Origin of the sequence: Nocardia sp. NBC_00508, from assembly GCF_036346875.1 — a bacterium.
Taxonomy (GTDB): Bacteria; Actinomycetota; Actinomycetes; order Mycobacteriales; family Mycobacteriaceae; genus Nocardia.
On sequence record NZ_CP107852.1, the window covers coordinates 407,951 to 422,761 of the forward strand.

Annotated in this window: 15 protein-coding genes and 1 pseudogene; 7 read left to right on the forward strand and 9 right to left on the reverse strand. The window is 67.9% G+C overall.

Going from position 1 to position 14,811, the window contains the following annotated elements; translation table 11 throughout:
* Positions 1 to 79: 79 nt before the first annotated feature.
* The 4 genes from OHA40_RS01670 to OHA40_RS01685 form a co-directional block, all read right to left on the reverse strand.
* Entirely contained in the window at positions 80 to 982 is a 903-nt protein-coding gene (locus OHA40_RS01670) for a S1C family serine protease (protein WP_330234491.1), read from the reverse strand.
* Between the two features lie 205 nt (positions 983 to 1,187).
* Complete coding sequence (locus tag OHA40_RS01675; RefSeq protein ID WP_330231302.1) at positions 1,188 to 1,556, reverse strand: nuclear transport factor 2 family protein; 369 nt, start codon at positions 1,554 to 1,556, stop codon at positions 1,188 to 1,190.
* A 139-nt stretch (positions 1,557 to 1,695) separates the two neighbouring features.
* Positions 1,696 to 2,619: a CorA family divalent cation transporter gene (locus OHA40_RS01680; RefSeq protein WP_330231303.1), complete on the reverse strand. Its 924-nt coding sequence runs from the start codon at positions 2,617 to 2,619 to the stop codon at positions 1,696 to 1,698.
* Between the two features lie 637 nt (positions 2,620 to 3,256).
* Positions 3,257 to 3,646 carry a phosphotransferase gene (locus OHA40_RS01685; protein ID WP_330234492.1) on the reverse strand — a complete coding sequence of 130 codons (390 nt, stop codon included), beginning with the start codon at positions 3,644 to 3,646 and terminating at the stop codon, positions 3,257 to 3,259.
* On the opposite strand from OHA40_RS01685, the gene OHA40_RS01690 reads away from it, so the two are divergent.
* The 3 genes and pseudogenes from OHA40_RS01690 to OHA40_RS34610 all read left to right on the forward strand — a co-directional run.
* Positions 3,604 to 5,166 carry a bifunctional phosphatase PAP2/diacylglycerol kinase family protein gene (locus OHA40_RS01690; protein ID WP_330231304.1) on the forward strand — a complete coding sequence of 521 codons (1,563 nt, stop codon included), beginning with the start codon at positions 3,604 to 3,606 and terminating at the stop codon, positions 5,164 to 5,166. The two genes, OHA40_RS01685 and OHA40_RS01690, sit on opposite strands and share 43 nt — an antisense overlap.
* 68 nt (positions 5,167 to 5,234) lie before the next feature.
* The gene (locus OHA40_RS01695; protein ID WP_330231305.1) at positions 5,235 to 6,122 is read left to right on the forward strand and encodes a DUF2268 domain-containing protein; all 888 of its coding nucleotides are present in this window, start codon (positions 5,235 to 5,237) and stop codon (positions 6,120 to 6,122) included.
* Between the two features lie 368 nt (positions 6,123 to 6,490).
* A pseudogene (locus OHA40_RS34610) lies at positions 6,491 to 6,961 on the forward strand (DUF6777 domain-containing protein); the annotation flags it as partial.
* Positions 6,962 to 7,004: 43 nt separating this feature from the next.
* On the opposite strand, the gene OHA40_RS01700 reads toward OHA40_RS34610, so the two are convergent.
* On the reverse strand, positions 7,005 to 7,346 hold the full coding sequence (locus OHA40_RS01700; protein WP_330231306.1) for a hypothetical protein: 342 nt from the start codon (positions 7,344 to 7,346) through the stop codon (positions 7,005 to 7,007).
* Between the two features lie 642 nt (positions 7,347 to 7,988).
* On the opposite strand from OHA40_RS01700, the gene OHA40_RS01705 reads away from it, so the two are divergent.
* Positions 7,989 to 9,578: a serine/threonine-protein kinase gene (locus tag OHA40_RS01705; RefSeq protein ID WP_330231307.1), complete on the forward strand. Its 1,590-nt coding sequence runs from the start codon at positions 7,989 to 7,991 to the stop codon at positions 9,576 to 9,578.
* A 516-nt stretch (positions 9,579 to 10,094) separates the two neighbouring features.
* On the opposite strand, the gene OHA40_RS01710 is transcribed toward OHA40_RS01705, so the two are convergent.
* The 3 genes from OHA40_RS01710 to OHA40_RS01720 are packed head-to-tail and all read right to left on the reverse strand — an operon-like array spanning position 10,095 to position 11,967.
* Entirely contained in the window at positions 10,095 to 10,766 is a 672-nt protein-coding gene (locus tag OHA40_RS01710) for a class I SAM-dependent methyltransferase (protein WP_330231308.1), read from the reverse strand.
* Positions 10,763 to 10,900 carry a hypothetical protein gene (locus OHA40_RS01715; protein ID WP_330231309.1) on the reverse strand — a complete coding sequence of 46 codons (138 nt, stop codon included), beginning with the start codon at positions 10,898 to 10,900 and terminating at the stop codon, positions 10,763 to 10,765. The genes OHA40_RS01710 and OHA40_RS01715 overlap by 4 nt, the downstream gene beginning before the upstream one ends.
* Before the next feature lie 23 nt (positions 10,901 to 10,923).
* Positions 10,924 to 11,967, reverse strand: coding sequence for a Glu/Leu/Phe/Val dehydrogenase dimerization domain-containing protein (locus OHA40_RS01720; RefSeq protein ID WP_330231310.1), 1,044 nt, complete (start codon positions 11,965 to 11,967; stop codon positions 10,924 to 10,926).
* Between the two features lie 183 nt (positions 11,968 to 12,150).
* Here OHA40_RS01720 and OHA40_RS01725 point away from each other — a divergent pair, with 183 nt between their 5' ends.
* Entirely contained in the window at positions 12,151 to 12,609 is a 459-nt protein-coding gene (locus OHA40_RS01725; RefSeq protein ID WP_330231311.1) for an Lrp/AsnC family transcriptional regulator, read from the forward strand.
* A gap of 243 nt (positions 12,610 to 12,852) precedes the next feature.
* Positions 12,853 to 13,146 carry a hypothetical protein gene (locus OHA40_RS01730; RefSeq protein ID WP_330231312.1) on the forward strand — a complete coding sequence of 98 codons (294 nt, stop codon included), beginning with the start codon at positions 12,853 to 12,855 and terminating at the stop codon, positions 13,144 to 13,146.
* Between the two features lie 204 nt (positions 13,147 to 13,350).
* On the opposite strand, the gene OHA40_RS01735 is transcribed toward OHA40_RS01730, so the two are convergent.
* The gene (locus tag OHA40_RS01735) at positions 13,351 to 13,908 is read right to left on the reverse strand and encodes an ester cyclase (RefSeq protein ID WP_330231313.1); all 558 of its coding nucleotides are present in this window, start codon (positions 13,906 to 13,908) and stop codon (positions 13,351 to 13,353) included.
* 290 nt (positions 13,909 to 14,198) lie between these two features.
* Here OHA40_RS01735 and OHA40_RS01740 point away from each other — a divergent pair, with 290 nt between their 5' ends.
* Positions 14,199 to 14,741, forward strand: coding sequence for a YaeQ family protein (locus OHA40_RS01740; protein WP_330231314.1), 543 nt, complete (start codon positions 14,199 to 14,201; stop codon positions 14,739 to 14,741).
* Positions 14,742 to 14,811 lie beyond the last annotated feature (70 nt).

Consider the following 14,811-nt stretch of genomic DNA (forward strand, 5'->3'; position numbering starts at 1 on the left):
CCACCGAGGCCGAGTACGCAGGCTCATCGATGCGGTGGAAGAACGCGCCCGTGCCGTACCCGCGGCGGCCGCGCCGTGCTCAGTCGGCGGCCAGTTCCACCGGGACCGCGATCACGTCCACCATGGCCCCGTTGCGCAAAACCGTCACGGGCAGCTCTACGCCGATCGCCTCCGCGAACAGCTGCCGTTGGATGCCCTGCGCGTCACGCACTTCCGAGCGCGCCACGCTGAGCACCAGATCGCCGCGGCGCAGTCCGGCCTGGTCGGCAGGACCGCCGCGGACCACCTCGACGATGCGCACACCAGCGGGTTGGCCGGTGCGCTGCGCGACCGGCTCGGGCAACGGCGCGGGCACGCCGACCAGTCCGAGGTAGGCGCGCCGGACCCGCCCCTCACGGTGCAGCGTGTCGATGATCCGGCGCGTCGTCGCGTTGATCGGAATGGCGAGGCCGAGGCCTATTCCGGCGACCGCGGTGTTGATCCCGACCACCCGGCTCGCCGAATCCGAGAGGGCGCCACCGGAATTGCCGGGGTTGAGCGCGGCGTCGGTCTGGATGACGTCCTCGATCACCCGCCCGGCGCGGCGCGAGGCGACCGGGACCGCGCGCCCGAGCGCGCTCACCACCCCGGCGGTGACCGAACCGGCCAGGCCGAGCGGGTTACCGACCGCCACCACCAGCTGGCCGACCACCAGATGATCGGCGTCCCCGAGCGTCACCGCGTCCGGCGCGCCGCCACGTGCGCGCAACACGGCCAGATCCGACAGCGGATCGATGCCGACCACCTCGAACCGGGATTCCACCCCGTCGGCGAAAACCACCTCGCCTACGCGAGCCACTCCGATGACGTGCGCATTGGTCAGCAGAAACCCGTCGTCGGTGAACACCACCGCCGATCCATGCCCCCGCCTGGTCCGAACGCTGGCCACGTGCGGCGTCACCGACGCCGCCACCGCGATCACCGTGCGGGAGTAGGCGTCCATCGCGGCGTTGTCCACGCCGACCACCACCCTGTTTGCCGGAATTGCACCACTGTGTCCAGCATGCCCCCGGGGCGCGCATGACGCACCGTGTTCGCCACAGGCGCAACCGGACTGCGGTGGGCCGGGCGTGTCGCCGAAGCATCCGCGGATTCGCGCCCGTCCGGGGCCGGATGCGACGGACCGGCCCCGCCCGTGCCGAGGGGCGTTACGCCGAGGGCAGCCGGTCGAGGAACCCCTGCACGCTCGTGATCCGGTCGTCCGCGGCGAGGGTGATCACGTCGGAGCCCGCGACGGGTGCGCTGCCGTCGGCGAGCGAGACCAGTTCCCACGAGAAGCGTGCGATGTCGTGGTGCCCGTCGACCGGGCCGAGCGGGCGGAACTCGAAGCCGGGGAATTGCGCGTGCACTCCCGCGATGGCCGACGCCAGTTGGTCGTGCCCGCTGACGTCGGCGAGCGGGTCGGTGTAGGCGCCGTCTTCGGTCCAAGCGGCGGCGACCGCCTTCAGCCTCGCTTCCTCGTCGACGGCGTTCCATGCGGCGAAGTACCGATCGACCGCTTCCTGGTAGCGCGACATGATGAAACCTCCTGTGCCGTAATGGTTTTCGTCATCCGATCCGGATCTCTCCGGTCGGCCGCCTCCTACCATGCCGTGCCGCGGTCACCGCGTCGATTACGCGCGAGGTAAAGATCTCCGGATGCCGACCCGCTCCGGCTCAGCGCAGCCAGCCCTTCTTCTTGATGTAGGCCGGCGGAAGCACCGCGGCCAGCACGGTCGTCAGCGTGGCGGCCGGGAGCCCGTACTGCCACTGCACGTCGGGGATCCAGGTGTAGAGGGTGGCGGTCAGCGTGGGCGGCAAGAAGACCGCGGTGATCATGGTGACTACCCTGAGGATCTGGTGCTGCTTCACCTGCGACCACGTCAGCACGGATTGCTGGAGATAACGGACCTTGTCGTGCTGGATGCCCGCGTGCTGCTGCACCGCGTCGATGTCCGCGATCAAGATACCGATCAGCCCGTCCAGCTCGCGATGTCCGGCCGGAGGGCTCAGGTGCCGTGCGGCGTGGGCCAGTCGCAGCTGGCTCTCCTGGACGCGGGAGACGATCTGTTCGGCCGCGTTCATCCGCGATAGCGTGAGGCGTGGGTCAGCGACTCCGGTCACGCGGCTGCGCTGGTGCCCGTCGATCGCCGTCTCGATCTCGTCGTGCACCGCCGCCAAAGCCTCGCTCGCATAGTCGATCACCCGCTCCGACGTCTCGTTCAGCGCCCACAGCAGCGCGAACATCACCCCCTGGGCGGAGCCGGTGAGCGCCGGGTTGCGGCGCATCTTCGCGACCGCCTTGTCGAACGGGCCGAAATGCTCGGACGGTTGCAGCGTCACGAGAAACTCATTACCGAGGGCGAAAACGATCGTCTCGCGTTCGATCGTCTCGCCGCGCTTGTAGTTGGCGACGACCGGGATATAGAGAAAGTCGTCGGTCTCCCGGACCCGGTCGCGCGCGGTGGCGAAGTCGACACCGAGCCGTTCCCGCAGCACGGCCGCGGTGTCGGTGTCGTCCTTCGCGAGGGGAATCCAGTGCTGCTGAAGCACTTCGGTATCGAAGTGGTCCGCGGTCACGGCGTCGAGAAGTGTGGTCATCGGTGGCTACCTCGAGAATGCCGAGCCCGAGGGATCCGGTATGCGATGCGAAGTTTTCTCGAGCAAAGTGGCCATATCGAGGGGCTCCAATACTTACTATCGTTCGGGGTTGAGCGCACCCCCTCCCAACCGAGGGCGGGCGCGCATAGACCGGCCGTGTCGAGCACTGCCGGTCGCGCCGCACGGATCACCGGGAAGGGCCGCTGCCCCGCGTCCACAAGGGACGACGGTGGAATTCCGTGCCGCGCCGGACGATCAGGCCGGAACTGCCCGGCCATGGATCGCATGCACAACTCAACGACACATCGGCACAACAAGTTCCGCGACGACGGCTCGGCGGTAGACGTCGATACTGTCATCCGGCATCTGCCGCTCACCTCGTTTCGTCGGTCGATCGGCGCACGAATTGCGCCATCCATCATTAGAAACCCCCGGCCGGGGAACGTCAATCGGTTGACCAAGTATTCGACGGCTCGCCACCCGCCGGAAATCTATGCTCATCGGACGACCGAACAAACTGCACGACAACGGTTTTCGAAGACCGCAGCAACACCGCGGCACATAGTCGGCAGGTCAGGGGCAGAGGTGACCGAGCACAGCGAGCCACCCGCCCGACCCGCCTGGGACAGGGCCGGGCCTAGTGGGTCGACAGCTGCGCTCGATGCCAAGCCGTGCGCCCGCGCACAAGTGCCGTCCGTCCTGGCCGACCACGGCGGAACGTTCTGCGGCTGTCCGCGATAACTGCGAGTATGAGATCGCAGGTGGGATCGCCGACACCGGAAGTCCCGGAATCGATGACCGACGTCGACTCTCGACCGGAGACCAGGAGGTTGCCGGGAGCGATATCACCATGGAACCAGACCGGTTGTAGCTCGCCGAATGTGGATGCGGCCGGTACGCGCCCGCAGGCGGCGGCGCCGGGTCTGCTCGCTGTGCGCCGCTTCGTTTGCGAAGGCTGGGGCGCTGGTCGGTAATCTCGGGCGGGTGAGTAGCTGGGTGCGCCGAAAGTTCCACAGAGTCGGGGGATTCGATCGAGCGGTCGGCGGCGCGGTCGCCGGGCTGCCTGCCTCGGTGGTCGACCACGGTCTGTTGCGGCTGACCAATAGCGCTGATTTCAGTGGGCTGTGGCTGGCTTTCGCGGCGGTGCTGGCCACCCGTCAGGGCGCACCCCGGCGGGCGGCCCTGCGGGGTGTCGTCTCCGTCGCCGGCGCAAGTCTCATCGTCAACGCTGGACTCAAGACGCTCATTTCGCGGCGCCGGCCGGCCGCTGAGCTGGTACCCGTGCACCGGCGATTGACGCCTTCCCCGGCGTCCTCGTCCTTCCCTTCGGGCCACGCCGCCTGCGCGGCGGCATTCGCCACCGCCGTGGCTCTGGAAAGCCCGCGCACCGCCCTGGTGGCCGCCCCGTTGGCCGCCGCCGTCGCCTACTCGCGGGTGCACACCGGCGTGCACTGGGGCTCGGACGTGCTCGTCGGAGCGGCTGTCGGTTCCGGTATCGCCCTGGCCACGCGACGTTGGTGGCCGGTGCGCGAATCCGACGAGGCACAGGCCGGCCCGGTCCGCGAGGTGCCCGTGCTGGTGGAAGGCAAAGGTCTTGTGGTCGTGGTGAATCCGGTTTCCGGCGCCCCGAATTACGATCCCACCATCGACGTCAGAGCGGCTCTGCCCGCCGCCACCGTGTTGCGCACGAAACGTGATCTCGACTGCGCCGACCAGCTCGAACAGGCCATCGCCGAGCACGTCGAGCCGGTCCTGGCCGTCGGTGTCGCCGGTGGCGACGGCACGGTCGCCGCCGTGGCGGCCGTCGCGCTGCGCCACGAGTTGCCGCTGGTCGTCATTCCCACCGGCACGCTCAACCACTTCGCCCGCGACCTCGGCGTCTACGACCTGCGCGAGGTGATCGACGCCACCGGTGTCGGCGAGGCGGTCGCGGTCGATATCGCCGGCGTCGAATACGACGACGAAACCGGTTCGCGCACCCGGTATTTGATCAACACCGCCAGCCTCGGCGCCTATCCGGACCTGGTGCAGCTGCGCGAGAAATGGCAGCCGCGCTGGGGCAAATGGCCCGCCTTCGCCGCCGCGCTCGTGGTCACGCTGCGCCGAGCCGAACCGATCGAGATCTGCCTGGACGGGCGCTGGCAGCGGGTGTGGTTCCTGTTCGTCGGCAATGGCCCCTACCACCCGCATGGTGCCGTACCCGCCTTCCGAGACCGGCTCGACGCCGGACTGCTCGACCTACGCTGGCTGCGCGCCGATCTGCGCTGGTCCCGCACGCGCGCGGTGGTGGCGCTGCTGCTGGCCGCAATCGGCCACAGCAAGGTCTACGGCGAACGCCGATTACCTGAATTGTTCGTGCAGCTACCCACTCCGGAAGCGCTGGCCACCGACGGCGAGGTGATCGGCAAAGCCACTCGCCTTCGCTTCGCCATCGCGGGCCGGCTGGCGGTCTACCGCCGCGACGAATCCAATCCCCTCTGGGCCAACCGAACCCGCCCGCACCACCGCCGATCCCCCTGGCTCCGCGACGCATTCCGCACCAGGTGACCAGTCGAGCCGGAGTACTCGCTTTTTCAGTTGACCTCGACCGTGCGTCAATGTTTAGTGTCGGGGCCATGACCATCACCGTTCTCGACACCTACTCGGCTATGCGGGAGATCCTGCGGGCTCCCGCCGCGGATCGCGTTGCCATGCTGCGCTCGATGCTCGAGCAGGTCAGCGGCATGTACCGTTACTTCCCCGGGGACGTCGACCTGGTGGACATGCACCGCCGCACGGCCGGATTTCCCCTTGACCGCGACGAGGAGCGTTGCCTCGACGCACTCGAGACGCTGGCTGCGGCCGGGGCCTGGGAACGGATGCAGCGCGCCCTCGACGATGCTCTCGCCACGCAACTGACAGCGACACCGAGGCTGGATGTCCCCGACATCACCGTGCTGTTCGTGCTCGGTGACCCCGGCGACGCCCACTTCATGGGCCCCACCCTCGGCATCACCGGGAACGGCGGCATCTCGGGCTACATCGTCATCACGCTGTGGCCGTTCCCCGAGAACGTGGCACGGCTGGAGGCCACCGCCGTGCACGAGCTCAACCACAACCTGCGCTACAGCCCAGGTGGGGTCGTGTGGAACCCGATGACGGTCACGGTCGGTGAGCACGTGGTCTCGGAGGGCCTGGCCGACGCATTCGCCCGCCAGCTCTACGGCGACGAACTCGGCTACACCCGCATCGGCGTGCCACACCTGCGCGACGAGGCGGTCTTCGCCAAAGTTGTGTCGGGACTCGGCGTGACCGGCATGCAGAACTTCACGGCCTGGGTGCACGGCGACGCCATTGCGGAACACTTCGGCGTGGCCCCGGTGGGACTGCCGACCGGCGCCGGATACGCCGTCGGCAACAGGATGGTCGACGCCTATCTGACAGCGACGGGACAGACCGCGGCACAGGCCCTGCACGCCGAAAGCTCTGAGATCATCGCTACCGCACTCCAGTACCAGGGCTGACCACCAGCAGCACGGCGAACGCGGTGCTCGGCACATTCAACCCGCCGACGGAAGTTCACCCGATCTGCCGGGTCTACGATGAGAACATCGGATAGCCGAGATGGGCGCTTTGCCCTGGAGGCTACGTGGTGGTATTCAGACGATACTGGCCACTCTTGGTCCTGCTGGTGCTGCTGCTGTTGGGCGGCGGCGGCGCTGGTCTGACACTGTATCTCACCAGCAGCGGGGGTCTCGGCAAGCGCGGCGGCGAGGTGGTGCTCGCCCGAAACGACGACCCGGGCGCGGATCCCTTCACACCACCCGCCGCTCCTCCGCCGCCGACTAACGCCAAGTTCCCCACGCTCCCACCCAAAGGGAACGGCACCGACATGATCACTCAGCCTCATCCGGGTGACCGGGAGAGGCTGTACGGCGGCACCTTGGACAACGCCAGCTGCGACCGCGAACAGATGATCACCTTCCTCGAATCGCACCCCGCTCAGGCTGCCGCGTTCGTCGAGGCCCTCAACGCCGATCCGACGCTCCACTGGAGCGGTGCACGCCCCCTCACAGTGTCCGACCTTCCCACGTATCTGCGTGAATTGACCCCCGTCCTGCTCCGGGTGGACACGCGGGTGACCAACCACGGATTCGACGGTCTGCACGCGACCCCCGTGCAGACCGTGCTGCAGGCCGGAACCGCCGTGCTCGTCGACGAGTACGGCATTCCCCGCGCCCGCTGCTACTGCGGCAACCCACTGACCCAGCCTGTTCCGCTGACCAGCGCCCCGGCTTACACGGGCCAGCCGTGGGCTGGATACCACCCGGGCGCGGTCGTCGTCGTGCAACAGAACGTGATCATCACGACATTCATACTCGTCGACGTGGTCACCGGACAGCCATTCACCCGACCCGCAGGCAGCACCGGCGACCGCGACGTTGCCGTCCCGACAGCGGCACCGGCGCCCGCAGAGCCGTTGCCGACGGGCGCACCAGCGGCACCCGCACCAGGTCCGTTACCGCCAGGGCGTCAGGAGCCCGCGCCCGGGCCCCGACGCCAGGAACCAGCGCCCGCACCGCCACGTCAGCAACCAGCACCCGCGCCCGCACCCCCACGTCAGCAACCAGCACCCGCACCAGCACCCCCACGTCAGCAACCAGCACCTGCACCGCCACGTCAGCAACCAGCACCCGCACCAGCACCCCCGCGTCAGCAACCCGCACCCCCACCGCAGCGTCAGGCACCGCCGCCCACCCAGCAACAAGTACCGCCACCCCAACATCAAGCACCGTCCCAGCAACAAGCACCCCCACCCCAACGCCAAGCACCGCCACCCACCCAGCAACAAGCACCTTCACCGCAACATCAAGCACCCTCACCCCAACGCCAAGCACCGCCACCGACCCAGTCACAACTGCCACCGCATCAACGTCAGGCACCCACGGCCACCCAACGGACAGCGGCGCCCACGCATTTGATACAGCCGGCGTCGACCCGGGGCGCACTCATCGATGGAACCTTCATCGCGACGCGCGGCTTCCATGTCGCGGTCGCAGAGAAGAGGACATGCAGCTTCGTTACTGGAGAACGCCCCAGCGTCAGCGCTGCACCGCCTCGGACCATATGCCTCGGGCAGCGGATGATGACCAGGGGCGTGTATGCGGACATTTCGTTCCGGACCCACCTCGGCAACTCCGGGCGGCTCACCCCGTCCAGTGGCAGAGTCGCGATGACGAACGTGCCGGAGGTCGACGATTCCGCCGACGGACAACCATGCAAGCCCACCTATTCGACCGAAAAGCAGTGACGGCGAACAGCAGTGCCCCAGCAGGCGCCACGACAGAACGACTGCGCGGCGCAGTCGTCCAGGTCCCATGGACGCCCGCATGAGCCAGCCGACGCCGGGCTCCCGGGTAGGCACCCTCTTCGGGCACTACCAGCTGAGGACGCTACTCGGCCGCGGTGGCATGGGTGAGGTCTACGAGGCCTACGACACCACCAAGGATCGCACGGTTGCCCTCAAACTCCTGCCCGAACATCTGGCCGCCGAAACGGGTTACCGCGAACGGTTCCGCCGTGAGTCCCGCACCGCCGCGCGCCTGCAGGAACCGCACATCGTCCCGATTCATGACTACGGCGAGATCGACGGACTGCTCTTCATCGACATGCGGCTGGTGCGGGGCAACGATCTCGGCAGTCTCTTGGCCTCGCACGGCCCGATGGTCCCTGCGCGCGCCGTGGCCATTATCGGCCAAGTGGCCGCGGCGTTGGACGCGGCGCACGCCGACGGACTGATCCACCGCGACATCAAGCCCGCCAACATCCTCGTCACCAACGACGACTTCGCCTACCTTGTCGACTTCGGCATCGCTCACTCGATCACCAGTACCGGCCTGACCAGTACGGGCACGGCCATCGGAACCTACGCCTACATGGCGCCCGAACGCTTCCAGCAAGGGGAGATCTCCAACAGCGCCGACATCTACTCGCTCGCCTGCGTGCTCCACGAATGCCTCACCGCCACCCGCCCGTATCCTGCCGACAGCATCCAGCTGGTCATCAGCGCCCATCTGTTCGAACCGATTCCCCGCCCCAGCACGGTGCGCCCGGAAACCCCCGTGGCATTCGACTCCGTGATCGCGCGCGGCATGGCAAAAGACCCCGCCGACCGCTACCCCACCGCGGGAGATCTGGCCCGCGCCGCCCATGACGCTCTCGGCAATGTCGACCAGCACATGGCGGCCGAACTCCTCGCCCGCAGACGGGCCACCACCATCGTCAACAAGGCGCAGGGGCCATTCGAGCTGCCGACGACCAAAGCAAGTGTGCCACCTGCCGGTTGGCTTGGTCCGCCGCCTGGACCGACCCTGCTGCCCCCGCCCGCGCCACCGCAGCCCGCCCCGCCGAAAAGGCGCGGATGGATAGCCGTGGCCGCAGCTGCGGTCATGGTGGTCGCGGTGGCGGCCGGTCTCGGAGTGTGGTTCTCGCAGTGGCTGAACTCGAACACCGCCTCTGCTCCGACCACCGAAACCAGGGCAACCAGCCATTTCACCTCTCCCGAGCTAAGACTGTTGAGCTTGCTGCCACCCGGTTACGACCAGAGCAACTGTTCATCGAGTCCGCCGCAATCGGGCGAGTCGGCTGAATTGCATTGCTCCAGCACCGCGTCCGTCCCGCGCGCCTGGTACACCTTGTACCCGGACATCTACACACTTCGCAGCGGTTATGCCGCCAAGTCCTCCGTTCAGGTCGTCCATTGCCCGGATGGCAGCGCGCCGGGCCCATACGCGTCGCACGGCCAGAACCAGGTGACCGGCCAGATGACCTGCCGGATGTCCACCATCGAAAGCCCTGCCGTCCCGGAGATCGTCTGGAGCGCCGAGCCCAGCCTTGCGATCGGCGAGGCATTCGCGGACGGTCCGGACGGCGCCGCACAACTGTTCACCTGGTGGCAGCAGCAGGGCGCATTCAAATAGCCGAGCGCGGGCGCTTTTCCGAGCTGTCGGCGGCGGTGTGCTCCATGAGGTTCGGGCGATGGTCTCGTTGTGCGCGGCGGCAGCGCTGTCGCTCGATCCCGATCATGGGGTGCAGTGCGGCGAATGCTTCCGTGGCGGTGAGATGGACATGGGCCCAAGGGAATCGGCGAGCCCGCCGAGGTGGTCGGCGCCGAAGCGGGTACCTCGAACCCGGTGACGGTTGGATGTGTTACCCGCCGACCGGCGGGTCGATCGGGTTCGACGCTCAGCCGCTCGGCGTACTGCTTATCAAAGTCGGACCAGCCGTGGTCATGGCTCCCTGCCGACGATCGGGCCGATGGGAGTGCCCGCCAGCAGGAGTGCGGCCACATCGAGGCACATATGCCGGCCTGCCGCCATCATCGCGGCCATCGCTCGATCGGAGAGCTGGTGGGAAGGGCGCAGGCGAGTGCCGGAGGTGTTGTCAGTCAGTTCCCAGCGCAATACATCAGCCCGTGATCCCAGTCCTTGACGCGATCACGGGAGCCGCCGAACCAGGAGATAGGTCCGTTGGCTGGGGTGCTCGGTTCCGGGGTTTGGTGCTCGGTCCAGCCGCGCGGCGAGGGTGAGGCCGGCCGCGGCCAGGGCTGCAGTTTCGGCGGCCGGGTCGAGGAAGCGGAAAATGAGGTCGACGGGTCGGCCCCACCATTCGGTGATGTGTTCGGCCTCACCGGGACGGGTGTCGGTGTCGCTGGTGTGGAAGGCGACGAGTGCGTGGCCACCTGGGCGCAGCACCCGGGCGAACTCGACGTAGGCAGCGGCCCGTTCGGCCTCGTCGAGGTGGATCACGGCGTACCAGCACAGGATCCCATTCACCGCCCGGGATCGGATGGGCAGCCTGGTCATGTTCGCTACGGCGAACGGCAGGGGCGCCGAGCGGCGCGCGACGGCGCACATGGCTGTTGACAGGTCGACGCCGAGAACTTGGGCTCCGCGGCGGGCCAGGTGGGCCGTTACGTGGCCGGGGCCGCAGCCGACGTCGACGATCGTCCCGTCGGAGGCCAGTTCCACGAAGGTGTCCAACAGGGCGCGGTCAAGGGGTTTGCGCTTGAGTTCGTCGCCGATCTCGACGGCGTAGCGTTCGGCCACCGCGTCGTAGCCGCGGCGCGTCGCGGCGGACGTCACGCTGTCCGGAGACGGCGGCGTCATGGCCAGGACCGGTCGAGGTGGCGGGAACGGATCCCGGCCGCGGCGGCCGCGGTTTCCGGCAGGCGCTGTGCCATGGCGAGGTTGTCACCCAGGGTCCAGGTGGAGGGCTGGTCGTCGGGGGTGGAGTGCGTCATCTGCTGTCCTTGTCCAAGCCGGGTCATACGGTTGGTGCCGCCCGGGGGATACGGTTCCGGGCGAGGGTCAGGGCCGCGGCGGCGGGCGTCACGCGGGTCTGTGCCGCATCTCGTAGGATGCGGGCCAGGGTGTCGCCGATGCCGCGGACGCGGGCGGTGGCTTGCTCGGTGGTCTCGTGGTGCAGTTCGATGGCGGTGGCGTGGATGACGCCACCCGCGCTGACGACGAAGTCCGGCGCCCACAGGATGCCCCGCTGATGGAGCAGGTCGGCGGTGTCCGGCTCGTCGAGCTGGTTGTTGGCCGGCCCGGCGATGGCTGCGCAGCGGAGCCGGGACACGGTGCCGGGGGTGAAGATGTCGCCGAGCGCGGCCGGAACGAGGATGTCCACCTCCGCGTAGAGGGCGCTGTCCGGGTCTCGCCAAGCGGCGCCGAGTTCGTCGGCGAGCTGTCGCTTGGTGGTGTCGATGTCGGTAACGACGAGGTCGGCTCCCGCGGCGGCCAGGTGGCGGGCGACATGAGCGCCGACCCGGCCGAGGCCGAGGACGGCGAACCGGCGGGCCCCGAGCTGTGGCAAGCCGAACACCGCATCGCACACGGCGTGCAGGGCCGTCACGACGCCGGCGGCCGTGTGCGTCGAGGAGTCGCCGCTGCCACCCGCCTGCTGCGGTCGGCAGAACACGTGCGGGGTACGTTCGGCGAGTACGGCCATGTCCTCTGGGCTGGTTCCGACGTCCGGACCGGTCACGTATGCGCCATCCAGCGCGTCGATGGCGTCCGCGACGTCGAGGAGGATCGCCCGCCTGGCGGCCGGGTCGGTTATACCTTCGGGCGGCACGGCGACGACGGTCTTGCCACCGCCGTTCGGCAGGCCCGCCACGGCGCACTTGTCCGTCATCGCCGCCGATAGGCGCAAGGCGTCGTCGAGTGCGTCGCTCCAGTGCGGGTACGAGGTGATCCGGCAGCCACCGATCGCCTGTCCTAGGGCGGTGGAGTGCACGGCGACGATCAGGGGCAACCCAGATCGCGGTCCGCGTCTGACACAGACCTGTTCATGGTGAAACGGCATGGCTGACTCTCCTTACGGGCCGTTGCATGGGAGCTCCGGTTTTCATCCATCGCGGTCCCGGCCGAGCAGCGTGGAGCGTCGTCTCCAGCAGAGCGTCGGTCAGTGCCCCGTAACGTAACCGTTCACACGGCTAGGCTGGGCTGAACGCGAACGATATTCGGCCCTTGGAGGAAAGAGGCGGCCGTGGACGAACTTGATTCGGCGATCGTCGAGCATCTACAGCGTGATGCTCGGCAGACCAACCGGGATCTGGCCCGGACTCTCGGCATCGCGCCGTCCACCTGTCTGGAACGCGTCCGTGCACTGCGGGAGCGCGGCGTGATCAGCGGCTATCACGCCGAGATCAGCCTGTCGGCCCTCAACCGGCACGTGCAGGCGCTGCTGCACGTCCAGGTCCGGCCGCTCAGCCGCGAGGTCATCGAGAGATTCAAGCAGTACGTGACCGCGCTGCCCGAGGTCCTGTCGGTGTTCGTGGTGGCAGGGGGCGACGACTTCCTCGTGCATGTCGCCGTGCCGAGCGTGGACGCCCTGCACGGCTTCCTCATGGACAAGTTCAGCAAGCGTCGGGAGATCGTCGGCTTCCGCAGCTCGATCATCTACCAGCACGCCCGCAACCAGGTCATCACCTCCTTGCACGGATGACGACCGCCGCGGTACTGATCGCGACCATCCTGCACAGGCTCCAGGACGGCTCGCCGAGCTGGTTCGGGGCCGCAGCCGATGCATCCGACCGTGCCACGAGGATGGCCCGGATTTCTGCTTCGCCCGAGCGCATTCCAGCGCAGTCGCTGCCCTGATTCTCCGAACACGCTCGGCTACCCTCTGGGTTGCCGCGAGGTCCCGGCTCGCGGCCCCCTGGGAGTCGACACTGGAGGAAAGAACGGAATGAAGTCCACTGTTTTCGCTGTCGCTGCCGTGTTGGCGACGACGGTCATGACCGTGCTGGCCCCGCAGACGAGCGCAGCGTCTGGAGTGCTGATGATCAACGAAGTCCCCTACGAATCCTGGGAAGGCTATCTGGACGACTGCCTCCACATCACCATCCACGAGATCGAGAATTACACCGACGGTGATGCGGTGGTCTACGACAGGTTCGACTGCACGGGTCGAGTGATAGCCGTCGTGCACCCGAACGAGAGGACCACGGCCATCGGCGGATCCTCGGTCCTGTCTCTGTGAAGGCGCGCCCACGGGGCGCTCGCCGCAGAGCCGACGCCCGGTACCGGTGCACGACCCGTTGGGCGGCCGTCGGGCGTCGCCGGGGGACGCATGGCGCCGCAGGTGAGGTGGTGCACGCGCACGATCAGCCTGCCTGTTGGGCTTTGAGCAGTTCCGGGTAGATGGTGATCACGGGCTGGGATCCGTCCCAGCCGGCGAGGGTGGTCAGGCGGTCAGGTCGGTTGGGGTGGTGATGAGCAGGCGCTGGTCGGGTTCGCCGGAGAGCGCGGCCAAGCCGCGTAGTGCCCGGATGGCCGTGCGCCACGACCGAGGGTTCTTCAGGTTGAGCCCGCCCAGCAGTTGTTTGAGCATGGTCAGGCTGTCGAAGTAGATCCGCTCGCAGACCAGGTTTTCGTCGGCGTCGAAGATGAAGTAGGCCGTCATCCGGACGCGGAAGCGCCTGCCGGTGGGCGGTATCCCGCCGAGTGGGCCCTGATGGGTGCCCAGTAGCCAGAATTCGACGATGACCGCGTCGGCGCTGTGCCGCAGCGCGATGATCTCATGGTCCTGGTCCGGGAACGCCACCCGCGAATCGCGGTAGTAGCCACGCACCTCGGCGTCGCCGTCGTGCACGGTGAGTGTCGGGATCAGCTCGTAGTGCGGGTGCGGGAAGGTGGACAGCACGTCGTCCCACTGCTGGACGACTTCGTCGTGGAAGTGATCGAGGACGAGCTTCTGCCGCGCGCGCAGAATCTCGGGGGCGGGGATGTCGAACTGGCTCATCGGGTGCGCTTCCGTGGGTCGAGGTCAGGCGTGGCGGGTGATATGGCCGTGGACGAAGGTCGGTCGGGTACCGGGATTGGTCCATGCCCCTCGCCATCGACAACGTGCTCGCCCGCCTACCCGGCCCGAAAGCCTGATACCGACTGTTCGTGCGGGACTGGTCCTCGTGGCGGCGCCGAGTTCGGTGCGTGCCGACCGGCCTCGCCTCGTGGGTGGCAGTGCGGTGCGCAGCCAGAAGTTCATAGCCACCGCGAAGACAGTGCCGATGATGGCACTAAGCTCCTGCTCCTATGGCCCTCAGCGCGACACTGCACAACTTCGCCGTCCACCTGGCCGACGTCGACCGTGGCGTCTATCAGGAGCTGGAGTTGCGGGTAGCGCGCCACCCGTCCGAAACAGCCGAGTTCATGCTGACGCGGCTGCTGGCGTACTGCCTCGAGTATGAGGAGGGCATCACCTTCAGTGACGGCGGCGTTTCCTCCACTGACGAGCCCGCGGTGCTGGTACGCGACCTCACCGGACGCGTCACGGCCTGGATCGAAGTCGGCGCACCCGAGGCGGAGCGGGTGCACCGAGGCAGCAAACTGGCCGAACGCGTCGCCATCTATACCCATCGCGACCCCGCCAAGGTACTGGCGCAACTCACCGGCAAGCGGATCCATCACGCCGAGGCGATTCCCCTCTACAGCTTCGATCGCGATTTCATCGATTCCGCCGTCGCGGCGATCGAACGTCGCAACACCGTCACCCTGTCCATCACCGAGCGCCTGCTGTATCTGGACCTCAACGGTACGGGCCTGAGCACATCGGTCGAGGAGCACCGGTTCGGATAGAGAGTCTGTCGACTGCATTCTCAGCAGGGGGTTCGGGGGATCCGAAGTCCGTACTCGGCACACTGCTGGC